Source organism: Nocardiopsis sp. MG754419 (assembly GCF_018207095.1).
Classification (GTDB): domain Bacteria; phylum Actinomycetota; class Actinomycetes; order Streptosporangiales; family Streptosporangiaceae; genus Nocardiopsis.
In genome coordinates this window covers 39,384-56,267 of record NZ_QOCZ01000015.1, presented here as the reverse complement: position 1 = coordinate 56,267, position 16,884 = coordinate 39,384, and the positions used below count along the sequence as shown (strand labels likewise).

Below are 16,884 nucleotides of genomic sequence, written 5' to 3'. Positions count from 1 at the left end.
ACGTGGCGGCTTCGGAGGCGTAGAGCTTGCTCATGGAGCCCTCCGCCTGGGTGAAGTCCTTGCCGTTGCGCGCCATCCACGCCGCCCGCCACACGAGCAACCGGGCGGCGTCGATCCGGGTGGCCATGTCGGCCAACAGGAAGGCCACCCCCTGGTTGTCACCGATGGGCCGGCCGAACTGCTCACGCTGGGTGGAGTAGTCACGCGCGTACTCGTAGGCCGCACGCGCACAACCGACCGCCATGACGCCGACGCTCGGACGTGAGGCCTCGAAGGTCTTCATGGCGGCCTGCCCCTGGGAGCGCTTGCCCTCGCGGGCGCGCGCCAGACGCTCGTCCAGCTTCTCCTTACCACCCAGCAGACAGGACCCGGGCACACGGACGTCGTCCAGGACCACCTCGGCGGTGTGCGAGGCGCGGATGCCGTGCTTGGCGAACTTCTGCCCCTGCGACAGCCCCGGGGTGCGCGGCGGCACGATGAAGGACGCCTGTCCGCGCGAGCCCAGTTCGGGTTCCACACTGGCCACGACGACGTGGACGTCGGCGATGCCGCCGTTGGTGGCCCAGGTCTTGACGCCGTTGAGGACCCACTCGTCCTTGGCCTGGTCGTAGACGGCGCGGGTCCGGATGGCGGAGACATCGGAACCGGCGTCCGGCTCGGAGGAACAGAAGGCGCCGAGTTTGATGTCATCGGCGCTGCCGAACATCTGCGGCACCCACTCGAAGAGCTGCTCCCGCGTGCCGTTGGAGGCGACGGAGACGGCGGCCAGACCGGTGCCGGTGATCGCCAGCGCGATGCCGGGGTCGCCCCAGTAGAGCTCTTCGAAGGCGACGGGGATGCCCAGGCCGCTGGGTTCCAGCCACTGGTTCGCGAAGAAGTCCAGGGAGTACAGGCCGATCTTGGCGGCCTCCTGGATGATCGGCCAGGGGGTCTCCTCGCGCTCGTCCCATTCGGCGGCGGCGGGACGGATGACGTCGGCGGCGAACCCGTGGGCCCAGTCCCGGACGTCGCGCACGTCCTCGCTCGGTTCCAGGCTGAAGACGGGTGCGGTGGCCTCACTCATGCGCATACATCCTTTGTCGGACCCTCCGGGGGCGAAGGGGCGGCCAGTTTGTGTTACCAACGGTAACACGTACCGTTGCCCGAGCACGGAGCAGGGCGCCCCACAAGAGAGCGCCCGAGGTGTTCCGGGATGAGAAGCGGACCGCTGCCGCACACGCGGGACGGTCGATCCGAAGATGAAGGTGCCGGGCCGGCGCAACGAGGGGCACGGCCCGGGCGACGGCACACCGCCGGGGCGACCGAGCACCGCGAGATGACTCACGCGCAGGGAACGAGGCCGGCTTCACCAGGGGCGGATGCGAGGGATCCGAGGAGGAATCCGGCACGAGGGGCCGATAAGGAGCAGCGGGGGCCACCGAGGAAGCGCACGGTCGGCCCGGGAACGCTCACGCGAGCCGGGCCCTGGGCGGGCGACCGAGGACGGTGGCGACGTGCGTGGCCACCTCGATCGGCGTACGGGCGGGGAGGAATCCGTTCCGGTCGACCCACCCCCGGTCGGTGTACATCAGAAACGTCTCGCGACGCTCATGGTCGATGGTGATCATTCGTGCGCAACTACGCACAAGCACCTGAAATCCGCTTTTTCTGAGCAAATCCGCGACCTGCTCCAGATCCGAACGGAGTTCTTCCGTCGTGATACCCATAAACACCACCTTGGCCCGACGGACGGACCTCCCGCCACCAGAAGGATGATTCTTGTGAACTTACGAACACGCACCGCAAGACTCTCGTAATCTTGAACGCATGAGCAACCCTCCCTTCCATGAGAGCCTCAAGAGATACCGCGTACTCAAAGGCCTGACTCAGGAACAGCTCGCTGCTCACCTCGGATGTTCGGCGGCTTCGGTCTCCAGGTGGGCACGCGGTCATTCGCTCCCCTTCCGCGAGACCGCCGACCAACTGGACAGGCTTCTCGAAGCCGACGGGAAACTGATCTCTTCATGGAAGTTGGCCAAATCGGGCAGATCCACACCAGAGTGGGCCAGCTCCCTTTCCGCAGTGGAGGAGGGGGCGCGCACACTTCAGTGTGTTTCTCCGGTACTCGTCCCCGGTTACCTTCAATGCGAGGAGTACGCGGAATGGCTCTTTCGCCTGGGCTGGCCACTGGCCACGGACGAACAGATCGCCCACTTGACCCAGGTGCGGACCACGCGACTGAACGAACTCCCCCGACTGCGCGTCGCGGCCGTTTTTCCGGTGACCGCACTCCTGGGATCACCGCCGCAGACCCACAAAGCGCAAGCTCTTCACCTGCTGAGACTCATGGAAGAGCGCTCGGTCTCGATTCACCTGGTGCCCGAGGGTTCGATCCTGGCCACGATCACTTCACCACTGCTGGTGTTCCGCCTGCACTCGGGAGAAACCGTTGTCTCCAGCGATCACGTGAACGGTAACGTGATCTATGACGATAGTGACCCCGAACAAACGGCCTCACTAATCATGGGGGCCATGGCGGTGTCCCTCCCCGCCGGGCATTCACAGCACATATTGGAAGGCTTCACAACATGAACGAGTGGCATAAATCCTCATACAGCAACACAGGGCACAACTGTGTCGAGGTCCGGGAAAACCCCGCGGGTGCCGACGTTCGTGACACTCAGCACCGGGAGGCCGGGCACCTGCGCTTCTCCGAGGGCGAGTGGTTCGCCCTGCTGAAAGTCGTACGCTGACGATTCCCCCGTCGACCCCCGTGTGCGCGCATGCGGGGGTGACGGCCCCCGGGTCCCGCGACGACCGGGCCCCGGGATCCACGGAAGCGGGCCGGTGCGCACGCCTGCTCATCGAAGGCGGGTCGACCGCACGCCGCGCACCCGTGGCTTGCGCCCTCGCACGCGTGGGGGTCGACATCGGTACCGCCGCGGGGCACTTCTCACGCCACGGGGATGACGAGCCGCTCCTCTCATCTCCGATGGCCACGGGGACGTCGAACGCGCCACGTCCAGGGGTGGTCCGGCCCTCAGCGCACCGGCGGAACATCCGGAAAGCGACCTTGGACCTTTTCTTCCGCCGGCGAGTGCAGTACCCCTGGCTTCCATGAGCGACAGCAGAGAGATCACCTGGGAAGGGTTCTTCAACACCCGTGACCTCGGCGGACTCCCCACACGCCACGGCCGCACCACCCGACACGGGGCCTTCCTCAGATCAGCCGACCTGCGTTTCGTGACGACCGAGGGGTGGCGGGCCGCCCACGCGGCCGGTGTGCGCACCGTCGTGGACCTTCGCAACCCGGACGAGATACGACCGAGCCCGGACCTGGGTCCGACGCGCCGAGGAGGGTCCGCCGCCTTCCGAGCAGAAGCGGCACAGACGCCCCTCCCCACGGGGATACGGCGACTGGAAGTGCCCCTGGACCATGTCGAGGACATCGAGTTCTGGAAGGCGATCAACGGCGAGCGGCTGAACGGCAGCCCGCTGTACTTTCGGCCCTTTCTTGAGCGCAAGGCCGAGCGGTGCGCCACCGTGATCACCGCCCTGGCACGGTCGGAGCCCGGCGGTGTGCTCTTCCACTGTGGGGCGGGACGCGATCGAACCGGTCTGATCACCCTGCTGTTGTTCGCCTCGGCCGAGGTGGAGGCCGAGGCGATAGCCGACGACTACGAACTCTCCACCGCCGCCCTCGTGCCGCTCTTCGCCCTGATGGGGCAGACCGACCAGGGGCCGGCCATCGAGTCTCTGCTGGCCGACCGAGGCCTGACGCTGCGCGGCGCCCTCCTCGACGTACTCGATGACCTGGACGCGCGGGCCCTACTCCTGAAAGCGGGAGTGACCGAGGAGGACTTCGCCACGGTCAGGGATCGCCTGCTGAACTGAACACACCCCGGCAGGGGATGGACCGTGTCTTCCCGTAAGGGGCGGCGAAGAGCCTCCAGTGAGGCTCGGTGAGGGTGGGATGTGGGTCCATCCCCGCGTCCGCGGGGAGCAGGGACTCGGTGGCCACCACCGTCAGCCGGTAGCCGGGTCCATCCCCGCGTGCGCGGGGAGCAGGTTGACCCCTTTGACGACATTTTCGCCTAGATGGGTCCATCCCCGCGTGCGCGGGGAGCAGCCGTACTCCGCGCTCCAGCAGATCAAGGAGCAGGGTCCATCCCCGCGTGCGCGGGGAGCAGGAGACCTCGACCGCGGACCCGGCCGGACCGTGGGGTCCATCCCCGCGTGCGCGGGGAGCAGTCTTCGGGAGGCTGGGCCACCGGGACGACGTCGGCGTTGTTGGGTCCATCCCCGCGTGCGCGGGGAGCAGTCCCGGTTCCCGCGAACTGGTTGCTTTTCGTGGTGTTCGAGGGGGGTCCATCCCCGCGTGCGCGGGGAGCAGAGTCGTGGATGTGGGTGGCCTTCGCCGCGCTGGGGTCCATCCCCGCGTGCGCGGGGAGCAGGGCCGCAGGAACGGCAGGAACGCCTTGCCACCGGGTCCATCCCCGCGTGCGCGGGGAGCAGGGGTGTCAGATGACAGTGATGCGGATGGTGTCGGGTCCATCCCCGCGTGCGCGGGGAGCAGTCTCGTTGACCTGCGGTTCTATCCGGCGGCAGGGGCCGAATTCGCATGTTGTCGAGAGTCGGACAAAACGGACACCTTCTTATTGCCGGAAGCTCACAGGAAGATTCGCACGACCGCGCCACTTGATCAAGGTCGTGGGTCCCACCATCCGACCCGTCTAGCGTGGGGGCATGAGTGAACCACGCGTCGAACTCGTGCGCTCCTGGCGGGGAATGCCCCCGCGCGAACGGCAGGAGGCCCGGCGGCAGCGCCTCCTGGAGGCAGGGCTGGAGGTGTTCGGCACCGCGGGCTTTCGCGCCGCGACGGTCGGTCGGATCTGCCGGGAGGCCGAACTCACCAACCGGTACTTCTACGAACACTTCGCCGACCGGGAAGCGGCTCTGCGCGCGGTCTACGACATGTTGGTCGACGACGCGATGGACCGGATCTCCCGAGCGATGAGCGCCCCGGCGGGCTCCCTGGAGGCCCGGGTGATGACCGCCGTCGACGCCTACCTGGGCTTCTCCCTGGACGACCCCCGCCGCCCCCGGATCATCTCGGTGGAGAGCGTGGGGGTGAGCCCGGCCCTGGAGGAACGCCGGCGTTCCGTGCGGCACGCGATCGCCGGCGTCTTCACCTCCGAGTACGAGCGCTGCGCCCGGGAGGGCACGGTGGTGGACCGGCCCTTCGGCAAGCAGGCCCTGGCCTTGGTCGGCGCCGCGCATGAGCTGGTCATCGACTGGGTGCTGGGCGACCGCTCGCGCACCCGGGAGGCGCTGTCGGGGGACATCGCCGAGGTGTTCGTGCCGGTGTTGCGTTCGCGCGAACATTGACACACGCGTGTGTCAACTTGGATGATGCCGGTCACCCCCTTCCCGTTCGGAGGCGTACATGGGATCGCGTTACGGCGACTACCAGTTGGAGATCTACCTCAACGGACTGACCGGCGTCGTACCGCCCTACCCCATGACCTTCACCGAGCTGGAGCGCAGAGCCGCCGAGGCGCTACCGCCGTCGGTGTGGTCCTACGTCGCCGGCGGCGCGGGCGACGAACACACCCAGGACGCCAACGCCACCGCCTTCCATCGCTGGGGCCTGTACCCGCGCATGTTCGTGGGAGCGACCGACCGGGACACGTCGGTCGACCTGTGCGGGATCACCCTGCCCTCGCCCCTGATGATGGCCCCGGTGGGGGTGGTCGGCCTGTGCTCGCAGGACGGGCACGGTGATCTCGCCACGGCCGAGGCGGCGGCGCGGACGGGGGTGCCGATGATCGCCTCCACCCTGTCGCAGGACCCCTTGGAGGAGGTCGCGGGGCGGTTCGGCGACACCCCCGGGTTCTTCCAGCTGTACACGCCCACCGATCGCGAGTTGGCGGCCAGTCTGGTCCGCCGGGCCGAGGCCGCCGGTTTCCGGGGCATCGTGGTCACGCTGGACACCTGGATCACCGGCTGGCGTCCGCGCGACCTGGCGACCGCGAATTTCCCGCAGTTGCGCGGCCACTGCCTGGCCAATTACACCTCGGACCCGGTCTTCCGGGATCAGGTCGGTAAGGACGCGACACCGGACGCGGTGGTCGCGCACTGGGCGGGACTCTTCGGCAACCCCTTGACCTGGGACGACCTGCCGTGGCTCCGTTCCCTGACCGATCTGCCACTGATCGTCAAGGGCGTCTGCCACCCCGACGACGCGCGGCGGGCGGCGGACGCAGGCGTGGACGCCGTCTACGTGTCCAATCACGGAGGTCGGCAGGCCAACGGAGGCATCCCGGCGCTGGAGTGTCTGCCGGACGTGGCCGCCGCGACCGACCTGCCGATCATCTTCGACTCCGGGGTGCGGTCGGGGTCGGACGTGGTCAAGGCGCTGGCGCTGGGCGCCACGACGGTCGCGGTCGGGCGCCCGTACGTGTACGGATTGGCGCTGGGCGGGACGGACGGGGTGGTGCACGTGCTGCGCTCGTTGTTGGCCGAGGCCGACCTGCTCATGGCGGTGGACGGCTACCCGTCGCTGTCGGACCTGACCCCGGCGGCGTTGAAGGAGCGCCGGGCCTGAACCGCGCCCCGCCCACGGTGACCGTGTCGCGGGCCGTGCTCGCTTCTCCCGCGCTCCCCGTCCCGTGCGGGCTTCGGCCGTGAGGGGGCCGCTCGCCCTTCCGCACGACACGACGAAGGGCCGGCGGGTGCGCGCCGGCCCCGGGCGTCGTCGTGGTGCCGAACCCGGCGGCTCACTCGGCGTTGTGCTTCTCCAGGAAGGTGTAGACGTCGTGTTCGTCCACGCCGGGGAAGGTGCCCGAGGGCAGCGCGGACAACACGTGGGAGTGGGCGCGGGCCGAGGGCCACACGTTGCCCTCCCAGCGGTTGGCCAGGTCCGCGGGCGGCCGCACGCAGCACTCGCCGCTGGGGCAGTTGGACTTGGTGCGGTTGGTGGTCTCACGCCCGCGGAACCAGCGCGACTCCTTGTAGGGCACGCCCAGGGTGATGGCGAAGTTGCGCTCACGGCTGGGGTCGACGTGCGCCACGCACCAGTGGGTGCCGTTGGGCTTGTCGGTGTACTGGTAGTAGATCGAGTACCGGTCCGGCGACTGGAACACCTGACGGCCCGACCACTGGCGGCACATGCGTTGGCCCTCGATGGCGCCGGTGTCGTCGGTGGGGAAGACGAGTCCGTCGTTCTCGTAGGCCTTGTAGATGATGCCTGTCTCGTCGTTGCGGATGAAGTGGCAGACGAGGTCGAGGTGGCGGTGGGCGAGGTTGGTGAACCGGTGCGCGGCCATCTCGTAGGAGACCGAGTAGACGTCGCGCAGGTCCTCCACCGACAGGTCGCGGGCCTTCTTGGCCTCCTGGAGGTAGGTCACCGCCGTGGTCTCGGGGATGAGCACGGCCGCGGCGAAGTAGTTGGCCTCCACCCGCTGGCGCAGGAAGTCACCGAAGTCCTTGGGCCGGTTGTGCCCCAGGATCACGTGGCCGAGGGTCTGCAGGAGGATCGTGCGCGGGCTGTGCATGCCCAGGCTGGTCTCGCGCTTGAGGTAGATCCGCCGGTTGACGTGGTCGGTGAGGGAGCGCACGGAGCGCGGCAGGTCCTGCACGTACTTCAGGGAGAAACCGTGGTGGGTGGCGATCGCCAGGATCTGCCCCTGGGAGAGGGGCCCGGCGGTGTAGTTGACGGCCTCCAGGGTCTCGGCGGCGGACCGTTCGATGCTCTCGAAGTAGTTGCCGCGCTCGCGCATCTGACGCCGAAGGTCGGCGTTGGCCCGGCGGGCCTCCTCCGGGGTGGCGGTGGGCTTGGCGTGGCGTCGCTTGAGTTCGTCGTACAGGCCGACGATGTGTTCGAGGACGTCGTTGGGGACCCGCTTGCCGATCTTCAGGTGCGGGAGGTTGAGGTCCTGGTACAGGGGGTCGCGCTGGGCCTCCTCGACGGAGATCTCCAGTTGCGCGCGCCGGCTCGGGGGCTGCTTGGAGAGCAGTTCCTCCACCGACACCCCGAGCGCCGACGACAGGGACGCGAGGAGGGAGAGCTTGGGTTCACGTTTTCCGTTCTCCAACAGCGAGAGTTGCGAGGGCGCCCGCCCCACGCGCTCCCCCAGGTCGGAGAGGGTCATCCCGCGGGCCCGCCGCAGGTGACGGAGCCGCTGGCCGAAGGTGACGAGATCTAGGTCACCTGTCAAAGACGGTATTTCTTCAGCACCAAAGTACGCCATGGCTTCATCCTAGGGAAAGAAACGACGATCTTCGCCCGATTTCGCGTGGAAAAGCTCTGGATCTTGCCCAAGAATCATAGTTACCGGCGGGGAACTTACCGCTCGGGGCTCAGCCCCCGGCCCCGGCAGAACCACCCTCGACCGGTGTGAAGACCATGGGGACTACACGTAAGGCGGGAACGAACATGAGCACCAGCGCTCGTCGTCAGGAAGCCAGCGCCGCGCTCCAGCGCGACTGGGAGACCAACGCCCGCTGGGCGGGCATCGAGCGGACCTACTCCGCCGACGACGTGGTCAGGCTGCGCGGTTCGGTCACCGAGGAGCACACCCTGGCCCGTCGTGGCGCCGAGCGCCTGTGGGACCTGCTCCACTCCGAGGACTACGTGAACAGCCTCGGTGCCCTGACCGGCAACCAGGCCGTGCAGCAGGTCCGCGCCGGACTGAAGGCCATCTACCTCTCCGGTTGGCAGGTCGCCGCCGACGCCAACCTCTCCGGGCACACCTACCCCGACCAGAGCCTCTACCCGGCCAACTCGGTCCCGTCGGTCGTGCGTCGCATCAACAACGCGCTCCTGCGCGCCGACCAGATCACCTGGTCCGAGGGCGACGACACCGCCCCCGAGTGGCTCGCCCCGATCGTCGCCGACGCCGAGGCCGGCTTCGGCGGCACCCTCAACGCCTTCGAGCTGATGAAGGGCATGATCGCCGCCGGTGCCGCAGGCGTCCATTGGGAGGACCAGCTGGCCTCGGAGAAGAAGTGCGGCCACCTGGGCGGCAAGGTGCTGATCCCCACCGGCCAGCACGTCAAGACCCTCAACGCGGCGCGCCTGGCCGCCGACGTCGCGGGCGTCCCGTCCCTGGTCATCGCGCGGACCGACGCTCAGGCCGCGACCCTGATCACCAGTGACATCGACGAGCGCGACCAGCCCTACATCACCGGTGAGCGCACCGGCGAGGGCTTCTACCGCTTCCGCAACGGCGTGGACGCCTGCATCGCCCGCGGCCTGGCCTACGCGCCCCACTCCGACCTGCTCTGGATGGAGACCGCGACCCCCGACCTGGAGGTCGCCCGCGACTTCGCCGAGCGCATCAAGGCGCAGTACCCCGACCAGATGCTGGCCTACAACTGCTCGCCGTCCTTCAACTGGAAGCGGCACCTGGACGACGCGACGATCGCGAAGTTCCAGCGCGAGCTGGGCCACATGGGTTACAAGTTCCAGTTCATCACCCTGGCGGGCTTCCACTCGCTCAACCACTCGATGTTCACCCTGGCCAAGGGCTACGCCCAGAACGGGATGACCTCGTACGTCGAGCTCCAGGAGGCCGAGTTCGCGGCGGAGGCCGCCGGCTACACCGCGACCCGCCACCAGCGCGAGGTCGGCACCGGCTACTTCGACGCCGTGAGCACGACCATCGCACCCGAGGGCAGCACCACCGCCCTCACCGGTTCCACCGAGGAAGACCAGTTCTCAGCGGCTCACTGATTCTGGTCTTCGCTTCCCCCGAGGTCGTCCCTCCCCGCTTTCGTGGCTGGGGCGGGGCGGGACGGCCTCCCCCCCTGGCCGTCGGCCCCGCGCGCTCCGTGTCACACGCGCGGGGCCGACGGTCGCTTCGTGCCCGGGTACCGACCGAACGGGAGCGCACCGCTCGGTGTCGGGTGATACGCCCGATGATCGGGTGACCATCGAGAAACAAGTGACTCCGGGTGACCGTGGGGAGGCGACCTGCGGCGTGCCACCGAACGCGCAGGACCCCTTCCCGACCCGGGAGAATCACCCCGTGCGCCGGGCCGTTCCTCCCGTTCGCCTCACGTTCCACCGCCGTTCCCTTGCCCTCGGCGGATGCACCCGGGAACGGCACACGCATCCCTCGGAAAACGGCCGGAGAAAGGGTCGGAAATCGCCGACCCGACGCCGGATGAACGTCCTTATACCCCTCTACCAGGGACGAAGGGGTATCCGATGACCGACACCGGGGAAATCGTGATCACCCCCCTGTTCACGCCGGAGAAACACCTCTAGGGTGAAAAACGCATGGGTCACGGAACGATAACATCCGATACGCGTCGTCCCCGTGGTCGCTCTCGAAGAGCCGGCCGTCGGCGTTCGTACGGGTGGACCCACGGCACACATCCCCGATCACATGGAGTCACTGTGAAGCTCGAGGACATCAGCAAGGAGTTGCTCACCACCGGTCGACGCGTGCTGGCCGGAGGCGCGATCGCGGCCGTCGCCGTCCTCGGTGTCGCCGCCTGTGAGGACACCGCCACCGACGACCCGGGCGTCGAGCTCGAAGGCGAGGACGGTCTCGACGACGGCATGGAAGAGGACGGCATGGACGACGGCCTCGAAGAGGACGACGACTGACCCCCGACCCCACACCGCACCACCGCACGGGCGGGACGGCGAGGACGCGGCGCCGCCCGCCCCGTGCCCCGGGCGCCGAGCCGCGCACCGCCTCCGAGCCACCGACGACACTCCAGCGCGCCTCGGGACCCACGGGTACATTCGACTCGTGACCGACAGAATCCACCCGGACCCGAGCGAGCCCACTCCTTCCCTCGCGGGCCCCGTGCCGACTCCCGACAGCCCCGCGAAGGCCCCGGGCCCGGCCGTGACCACCACGATCCCGAACCTGTTGCCCGGCCGCTCCCTGCTGCGCTGGGAGATCCTGTGCGTGCTCGCCCTGTCCCTGGGCGCCGCCGCGATCTCGGCGACCATCTCGTTCCTCGGCGTGCTCACGGCGCCGGAGTCGATGGCCGATCAGACCGCGAACCTGATCCGCTCCCGGGCCGAGGACCGGCCGTGGCTCGACCTGTCGTTCCAGCTGTACGCGGTGATCTTCGCGATGGCCCCGGTCGCGCTGGTGGTGTACCTGATGCACCGCACCGGGGAGTCGGCGCGCACGTTGGGATTCGATGGGCGACGCCCCTGGTTCGACACCTGGAGCGGGCTGCTGTTGGCCGGGCTGATCGGTGCCGGTGGCCTGGTCGTGTACCTGGTCTCGTGGCAGCTGGGGCTGACCCGCACCATCGTCCCCAGCACCCTGGAGGGCCAGTGGTGGGACGTGCCCGTGTTGATCCTGCAGGCGCTCAAGAACGGGGTCCTGGAGGAGGTGATCGTGGTCGGATACCTACTGCACCGACTCGGTCAGATGGGCTGGTCACCGTGGAAGGCCGTGGTGGCGAGCTCGGTCCTGCGCGCCTTCTACCACCTCTACCAGGGGGTGGGCATGTTCTTCGGGAACCTGGTCATGGGACTGGTGTTCGGCTGGTTCTACCTGCGCTACGGCCGTGTCATGCCCCTGGTGGTGGCGCACACGGTGATCGACATCGTGGCGTTCGTGGGGGCCGTGTACCTGATCGGCCGGATCGACTGGCTCCCGGTCTGAGACGGCGGTGGTCCCGGACCGTTCGGTCCGGGACCACCGGAGGCGGGCGCCCGGTCCCGAGCCCGGGCGCCCGCACGCGTGTCAGCTCCGTGCGCCGCGGTAGGTGAGTCGACGCAGCAGCGTCTCCGCCGGACCGCGCACCCCGGCGCGGTCCATCCAGAACGCCAGCACCACGGTGCACAGCCAGGTGGCCACGGCCACGAGCGCCGCGGACCAGCTCGACAGGTGGACGCCGAGCCCCAGACCCCAGGCCGCCAGGAACGGGGCGAACACCAGCGACTGGGCGAGGTAGCCGCTGAGGGAGCGCCGGCCCAGGGCCACCAGGGCGCGCACCGGCAGGGCCTCCCGGGTGCGGCGCGTGTCGATGCGGTGGGCGATGAGCCCGAAGAGCGCGGCGTAGCCCACGCCGGCGAAGATGCCGGTGTAGAAGTGCGCCCCGCCCAGAGCGGTCGGGGGGAGCACGTCCAGGACGCCCACGTGCTGGAGTGCCTGGACGACACCGGTGGTCCAACCGACGAGGATGCCCAGGAACGCGACCCTGCGCAGCAGCGACAGGTGGCGGGCGGGCTCTTCCAGGAGACGGTGCCGGGCCGCGAGCATACCGATGAGGAACGCCGTCGGCAGGGCGAGGGTGAACAGGCCGGAGAACAGGGTGACCAGCCAGGTGGGGAAGCGGATCGCGGCGGAGTCCACGTAGTCGGTCTCGGCGATGCTGAGCCGCTGGAGGTCGGCCGTCACGGCCGCGTCGGGGGTCTGCGTCATGCCCGCGATGGTGGAGGCGAGGGTGATCAGGGCGCCCACGACCAGCAGGCAGATGATCCAGATCCGGAGGGTGCGATCGGTGCGGCCGAGGAACAGCGGCACCATGATCAGCCCGATGAGGCCGTAGACCCCGATGATGTCGCCCTGCCACAGCAGGGTGGCGTGCACCGCGCCGAAGACGAGCATCCAGAGGTGGCGGCGGCGCAGGAGCCGGCGGGCGTCCCGGGGGTCGGTGCCGCGCGAGGTCTGGCGTACGTACAGCTGGCCGACGCCGTAGGCGAAGAGGAACCCGAACATGGTGTGGGTGCGGGCGTCCACGATGATCACGGTCAGGGCCTGCGCGATCCGGTCGGCGATGCCGCCCTCGATGGGGTGCAGCATCGTGGCGCCCACCGGGGTCTCGTAGAGGAACCAGGGCACGTGGGCCAGGGCGATCAACAGCAGCATCGTGCCGCGCGCCAGGTCCGGCGCCAGGGCGCGTTCGGCGACCGGTGTCGACCGGACTGCGGTGGCGGGGGTGTCGGGGCGATGGAGCGTCATCGTGGTGGACTCCAGGTCGAAGCGTTCGCGGGCATGGTGACAGCCTCGCTCCCGGGCACCGGTCACGGGCAGTGCGGCCACGTCACCGTTGGCGCGTGACTTTTCTCGGAGGTGCCCGTGACGTGGCGTCACTGGTGGGGGCGCGCCAGGGGTGGCCGTTCGGGGCACGCGCCGCAGTACGCCGGGCCCCCGGCGCGCGGACACCGCGCGCAGGCGGCCCCGGTGCGCTCCCCCAGCGGGACGCACCCCCACGCTCACGTGTGCCGTGCCTCTCGGGCGAGGCCTCGTCCGGGGCCGTCGCCGGGAGGGACACGACGGCACCCGGCGGGAGCGCGGAAGGGCCGGTCTCAGCCGGTGGGGCCCTTCGAGGCGCGCACGGCGGTGCCGATGGCGGTGCGCAGCCCCGGGAACGCGGCGTCGAAGCGACCGTGGAACGCCGCCAGGGTCCTGCGGTGGTCCCACCGCTCCCGGGCCGTGAACGCCGTCTGGATCTCTCCCTCGGAGGCGATCACGGCCAGGGCGAGGTCTTCCCCGTCCACGGCGGCGACGTCGTGTTCCTCGACGACCGCGGCGCGCGTGCGCGCGTGCAGCCCACGGACACGGTCGGCGTCGGTGAGTGTGATCGTGCGGGACGGGAACAATCCCAGGATCCGGCGTCCGCCGACGGTGATCACCCCGCGGGCGGCGAGCCCGTCACGCACGTGTTCCTCGGACTCCACCATGCGGCGGTGGACGAGGTCGACCCAGTGGCGCGGTCGGTGCGACGGGACGCCCGACAGCACCAGGGACAGCAGCCGGTCGTCGGGCGTCCGGGAGGAGAGTGTGCGTTCCACCCGGCCGTCGCGTTCGCGCAGCAGTCCCCGGCCGATGAGGTCGACCACCGCCGCCGCGCACAGCAGCCGCCCTCGCTGAGCGTTGCCGACCGGGTCCGGGCGTCCCCTGTCGACGTCGTAGCCCAGCAGGTAGAGCCGTTGGGGCAGGTTCAGGTCCATGTCGTTCTCCTCAGGCACTTCGAGGTCGGCCGCCACGCGGACGGGTCAGTGGCGCGGTTCCCAGCGGAACAGGCGGGTCGCCGCGAGGAGGGCGAGGACCACCCACGCCAGGGTGGGCGCCAGGAGCAGCAACGAGTCCGCCAGGGGAACGCCGCCGTTCCAGGCACCGACGACCAGCTCGGTGGCCGAACCGCCGGGCAGCAGCCGCTTGATCAGCGTGAGTTCCTCGGTTCCGGTGAATCCCACCCAGCCGGACACCGCGAGAGTGCCGATGAGCAGGGGCAGCGTGGTGACCTGGGCGTGGTCGGGCGAGTTGGTGACCCCGGCCGTGGCCAGCCCCAGGCCGACCATCATGGTGAGCGCGGCGAGCACGGCGACCACGAGCAGCAGCGGGTGCGCCGGTGCCTCGGTGACCACGCCCAGCACGGTCAGGATCACGACCGACTGGCCGGTGGCGATGGCGGTGACCGGCAGGAGCAACCCCACCAGGATCCGGGCGTCGCTCGCCGCGGTGGACCGCAACCGCTTGAGGAAGAGGTTCTGCCGACGGGAGGCGAGGGTGGTGACGACGGTGGAGTACAACCCCATGGACATCACCAGGAACAGCAGGATCGCCGCGACCGCCCCGGCGTCCAGGCCCGGGATCCGGTCCTGCAGGTACATGTAGAAGCCGCTGAAGGCCACGGGCAGCACCAGCATGGTGACCATGACCAGCCGGTTGCGGAAGATCTGGATCAGCTCGCCCTGAGCGATGGACAGCATGGTGAGGGTCCTTTACGAGTGCGGGTTCAGGCGTCGGCTGTGTCGAGGGCGCGGAAGACGTCGTCCAGGCGGGTCGGGCCCGCTTCGAGTCCGCGCAGTTCCACGGCGTGGTCCTGGGCCCAGCCGAGCAGGGTGTGCAGGTCCTTCTGCAGGCCGAGGGTCTCCACGACGAACGTTCCGTCGCCTTCGCGGGTGGCCGGCAGCGGCGGCTCCGGCGCGGTGGCCGGGAGGGAGAAGCTGATCACCGACGGCAGGGCCCGCGTGAGCTCGGCGACGGTCCCCTCCTGTCGCAGCGTGCCCCGGTGCATGAGGCCGATCCGGTCGGCGCGCTGCTGGGCCTCCTCCAGGTAGTGCGTGGTGAGCACGATGGTGGAGCCGTCCGCGCGCAGCCGGTCCACCGCCTCCCACAGCGCGTCCCGGGAGCGGATGTCGAGTCCGGTGGTGGGCTCGTCCAGGAACACGAGTTCGGGCGTTCCGTAGACGGCGGTGGCGAAGTCCAGGCGTCGCTTCTCGCCACCGGACAGCTGGGACACCTTCGTGTCGGCCTTGCGGGTGAGGTCGACGACGTCGAGGACGCGTTCGACCCGGTCGGTGCGCAGGGTGAGCGAGCCGATGAGCCGGACCGTCTCGCGGACCGTGAGGTCCGGGGAGAACCCGCTCTCCTGGAGCATGACGCCCATGCGGGGGCGCACCGAGCGCCGCTCGCGCGGATCGTGCCCGAAGACGCGGACCGTGCCGGAGGTGGCGGAGCGGTGCCCCTCGACGGTCTCCAGGGTGGAGGTCTTTCCCGCCCCGTTGGTGCCGAGCAGTGCGTAGAGCTCGCCCTTTCCGACCTGGAAGGACACGTTTCTCACGGCCTGGAAGTCGCCGTACTCGACGTTCAGGCCTCGGACGTCGATGACCGGTGTTTTCGTCATGCCACCGATTACAGCGGTCGCCGCTCCTACGGGGCAGTGCCGTGACGTCAGCACCCGGTGATGACGTTTCGGAGGGTGCGGGCATGACGTGGCGTCACTGGTCACGCCGGTGTCCGGCGAGAATACTGTGGCCGGTCCCGAACCACGGAAGGTCACCAGGATGCCCGAAAAGCCCGAGTCGACGCCAGGACGGCTCCGCGCGGTCAACGTCGGCGTCGTCTCCGCGTCGCTGTCCGCCGTCGGCACACCGCTCGTGGTCAACGACACCGAGGTGTGGTGGCAGGCGCTCTGGCTGGCGTCGGGCCTGGTCGCGGCGCTGTTCACCGTCTCCCGATCGACGACGGACGACCGCCTCGCTCCGCTGCTTCCGGGACTGGCCTACAACGTCCTCGTGTGGGTGTCGGCGGTCCTGCTGTACGGGATGACGTCGGCCGCCTTCGCGCTCGCCATCATGGGCACGTTGGTCGTGGGACGGTTGTCCCGTCATCGGCGCGCGGTGATCGCTGCCCTGGTCGCGCTCGTCGTCGCCGTACTCCTCGCCGAACCCCTGGTCTCGGACGTCACACCCGCGCAGTTCCTCCAGGGCGCCGTCTCCGCCGCGGCCGTCTCCATCGCCGGCATCGTCCTGGTGTCCCTCATCGAGGTGGTCACGCAACTGGTGACGGAGATGGAGCGGGCCCGCCAGCGCGAGGCGGAACTGGCGGTGGCCCGTGAACGGGTGCGCTTCGCCGGCGACCTGCACGACATCCAGGGCCACACGCTGCACGTGGTGAAGCTGAAGGTCGCGCTGGCCCGCAAGCTGCTGGAGGGGGACGCGGAGCGGGCCGACCGGGAGTTGGGCGAGGTGTACGAGCTGGTCGGTGACACCATCGCCCGGACCAAGGACCTCGCCCACGCCCAACGGCGGCTCAACCTGTCCGCGGAGCTGGAGAACGCCCGCAACCTGTTCGAGGCCGCGGGTATCGAGGTGTCCGTCGACCGGCGTGAGGAGGCGGATCCCCACGCGGGCGAGATGCTGGGCCAGGTCCTGCGCGAGACGACCACCAACATCCTGCGGCACGCCCAGGCCGAGCACGTGCGGATCACCCTGTCGGAACGGGGCATCACCATCAGCAACGACGGCGCCCGCTCCGAACCGGTCACCGAGCTGCGCGGGCTGGCGACCCTGCGCGAACGCGTGTCCGACCAGGGCGGTGAACTGACCGTGGAACACTCCGGTGGGGACTTCCTCACCGCGGTGACGTTCCACTCCCCCACCACCCCTGTCACCGCACCCTGATGATCTGGAAG

Annotated in this window: 16 protein-coding genes and 1 CRISPR repeat array; of the genes, 9 read left to right on the top strand and 7 right to left on the bottom strand. The window is 69.4% G+C overall.

Translation table 11 applies throughout. The annotated features are described in order from the left end of the window. Positions 1 to 1,063: acyl-CoA dehydrogenase family protein (locus DSY14_RS04890; protein ID WP_211715237.1), on the bottom strand; the 1,063-nt coding region annotated here is incomplete at its 3' end. 385 nt (positions 1,064 to 1,448) lie between these two features. Then, a complete protein-coding gene (locus DSY14_RS04885; RefSeq protein ID WP_211715236.1) occupies positions 1,449 to 1,706 on the bottom strand; it encodes a hypothetical protein in 258 nt (85 codons plus the stop codon). A gap of 100 nt (positions 1,707 to 1,806) precedes the next feature. Between DSY14_RS04885 and DSY14_RS04880 the strand changes: the two genes are divergently transcribed. The 5 genes from DSY14_RS04880 to DSY14_RS04860 all read left to right on the top strand — a co-directional run bounded on the left by DSY14_RS04880 (position 1,807) and on the right by DSY14_RS04860 (position 6,586). Beyond that, entirely contained in the window at positions 1,807 to 2,571 is a 765-nt protein-coding gene (locus DSY14_RS04880; RefSeq protein WP_211715235.1) for a Scr1 family TA system antitoxin-like transcriptional regulator, read from the top strand. Next, positions 2,568 to 2,732, top strand: coding sequence for a DUF397 domain-containing protein (locus DSY14_RS04875; RefSeq protein ID WP_211715234.1), 165 nt, complete (start codon positions 2,568 to 2,570; stop codon positions 2,730 to 2,732). The genes DSY14_RS04880 and DSY14_RS04875 overlap by 4 nt, the downstream gene beginning before the upstream one ends. 364 nt (positions 2,733 to 3,096) lie before the next feature. Continuing rightward, positions 3,097 to 3,873: a tyrosine-protein phosphatase gene (locus DSY14_RS04870; RefSeq protein ID WP_211715233.1), complete on the top strand. Its 777-nt coding sequence runs from the start codon at positions 3,097 to 3,099 to the stop codon at positions 3,871 to 3,873. An 83-nt stretch (positions 3,874 to 3,956) separates the two neighbouring features. Further along, positions 3,957 to 4,555: a CRISPR direct-repeat array (repeat unit 29 nt; unit sequence GGGTCCATCCCCGCGTGCGCGGGGAGCAG). A gap of 170 nt (positions 4,556 to 4,725) precedes the next feature. Beyond that, complete coding sequence (locus DSY14_RS04865; RefSeq protein ID WP_211715232.1) at positions 4,726 to 5,367, top strand: TetR/AcrR family transcriptional regulator; 642 nt, start codon at positions 4,726 to 4,728, stop codon at positions 5,365 to 5,367. 58 nt (positions 5,368 to 5,425) lie between these two features. Further along, positions 5,426 to 6,586, top strand: a complete 1,161-nt coding sequence (locus DSY14_RS04860) for an alpha-hydroxy-acid oxidizing protein (protein WP_211715231.1) — start codon at positions 5,426 to 5,428, stop codon at positions 6,584 to 6,586. A gap of 172 nt (positions 6,587 to 6,758) precedes the next feature. Here the strand turns inward: DSY14_RS04860 and DSY14_RS04855 are convergent, their stop codons facing one another. Next, the gene (locus DSY14_RS04855) at positions 6,759 to 8,198 is read right to left on the bottom strand and encodes a helix-turn-helix domain-containing protein (protein ID WP_211715230.1); all 1,440 of its coding nucleotides are present in this window, start codon (positions 8,196 to 8,198) and stop codon (positions 6,759 to 6,761) included. A 218-nt stretch (positions 8,199 to 8,416) separates the two neighbouring features. Here DSY14_RS04855 and aceA point away from each other — a divergent pair, with 218 nt between their 5' ends. The 3 genes from aceA (at position 8,417) to DSY14_RS04840 (ending at position 11,621) form a co-directional block, all read left to right on the top strand. Then, positions 8,417 to 9,715 carry an isocitrate lyase gene (gene aceA / locus DSY14_RS04850; RefSeq protein ID WP_211715229.1) on the top strand — a complete coding sequence of 433 codons (1,299 nt, stop codon included), beginning with the start codon at positions 8,417 to 8,419 and terminating at the stop codon, positions 9,713 to 9,715. Positions 9,716 to 10,384: 669 nt separating this feature from the next. Beyond that, positions 10,385 to 10,597 (top strand): hypothetical protein, encoded by a 213-nt coding sequence (locus DSY14_RS04845; protein ID WP_211715228.1) that lies wholly within the window; start codon positions 10,385 to 10,387, stop codon positions 10,595 to 10,597. Positions 10,598 to 10,745: 148 nt separating this feature from the next. Continuing rightward, the gene (locus DSY14_RS04840) at positions 10,746 to 11,621 is read left to right on the top strand and encodes a CPBP family intramembrane glutamic endopeptidase (RefSeq protein WP_211715227.1); all 876 of its coding nucleotides are present in this window, start codon (positions 10,746 to 10,748) and stop codon (positions 11,619 to 11,621) included. An 81-nt stretch (positions 11,622 to 11,702) separates the two neighbouring features. Here the strand turns inward: DSY14_RS04840 and DSY14_RS04835 are convergent, their stop codons facing one another. The 4 genes from DSY14_RS04835 to DSY14_RS04820 all read right to left on the bottom strand — a co-directional run bounded on the left by DSY14_RS04835 (position 11,703) and on the right by DSY14_RS04820 (position 15,594). Continuing rightward, entirely contained in the window at positions 11,703 to 13,004 is a 1,302-nt protein-coding gene (locus DSY14_RS04835; RefSeq protein ID WP_307851129.1) for a DUF418 domain-containing protein, read from the bottom strand. A gap of 266 nt (positions 13,005 to 13,270) precedes the next feature. Beyond that, a complete protein-coding gene (locus DSY14_RS04830; RefSeq protein ID WP_211715226.1) occupies positions 13,271 to 13,915 on the bottom strand; it encodes a GPP34 family phosphoprotein in 645 nt (214 codons plus the stop codon). A 45-nt stretch (positions 13,916 to 13,960) separates the two neighbouring features. Continuing rightward, positions 13,961 to 14,677 (bottom strand): ABC transporter permease, encoded by a 717-nt coding sequence (locus tag DSY14_RS04825; RefSeq protein WP_211715225.1) that lies wholly within the window; start codon positions 14,675 to 14,677, stop codon positions 13,961 to 13,963. Positions 14,678 to 14,703: 26 nt separating this feature from the next. Beyond that, entirely contained in the window at positions 14,704 to 15,594 is an 891-nt protein-coding gene (locus DSY14_RS04820) for an ABC transporter ATP-binding protein (protein ID WP_211715224.1), read from the bottom strand. Between the two features lie 160 nt (positions 15,595 to 15,754). On the opposite strand from DSY14_RS04820, the gene DSY14_RS04815 reads away from it, so the two are divergent. After that, complete coding sequence (locus DSY14_RS04815) at positions 15,755 to 16,873, top strand: sensor histidine kinase (protein ID WP_211715223.1); 1,119 nt, start codon at positions 15,755 to 15,757, stop codon at positions 16,871 to 16,873. Positions 16,874 to 16,884 lie beyond the last annotated feature (11 nt).

What these genes read in the sequence shown, in the direction of transcription:
- DSY14_RS04825 (WP_211715225.1), bottom strand. Translation starts at nt 14,677, where the DNA reads ATGCTGTCCATCGCTCAGGGCGAGCTGATCCAGATCTTCCGCAACCGG.
- DSY14_RS04880 (WP_211715235.1), top strand. Translation starts at nt 1,807, where the DNA reads ATGAGCAACCCTCCCTTCCATGAGAGCCTCAAGAGATACCGCGTACTC.
- DSY14_RS04860 (WP_211715231.1), top strand. Translation starts at nt 5,426, where the DNA reads ATGGGATCGCGTTACGGCGACTACCAGTTGGAGATCTACCTCAACGGA.
- DSY14_RS04865 (WP_211715232.1), top strand. Translation starts at nt 4,726, where the DNA reads ATGAGTGAACCACGCGTCGAACTCGTGCGCTCCTGGCGGGGAATGCCC.
- DSY14_RS04885 (WP_211715236.1), bottom strand. Translation starts at nt 1,706, where the DNA reads ATGGGTATCACGACGGAAGAACTCCGTTCGGATCTGGAGCAGGTCGCG.
- DSY14_RS04875 (WP_211715234.1), top strand. Translation starts at nt 2,568, where the DNA reads ATGAACGAGTGGCATAAATCCTCATACAGCAACACAGGGCACAACTGT.
- DSY14_RS04830 (WP_211715226.1), bottom strand. Translation starts at nt 13,915, where the DNA reads ATGGACCTGAACCTGCCCCAACGGCTCTACCTGCTGGGCTACGACGTC.
- DSY14_RS04870 (WP_211715233.1), top strand. Translation starts at nt 3,097, where the DNA reads ATGAGCGACAGCAGAGAGATCACCTGGGAAGGGTTCTTCAACACCCGT.
- DSY14_RS04820 (WP_211715224.1), bottom strand. Translation starts at nt 15,594, where the DNA reads ATGACGAAAACACCGGTCATCGACGTCCGAGGCCTGAACGTCGAGTAC.
- aceA (WP_211715229.1), top strand. Translation starts at nt 8,417, where the DNA reads ATGAGCACCAGCGCTCGTCGTCAGGAAGCCAGCGCCGCGCTCCAGCGC.
- DSY14_RS04815 (WP_211715223.1), top strand. Translation starts at nt 15,755, where the DNA reads ATGCCCGAAAAGCCCGAGTCGACGCCAGGACGGCTCCGCGCGGTCAAC.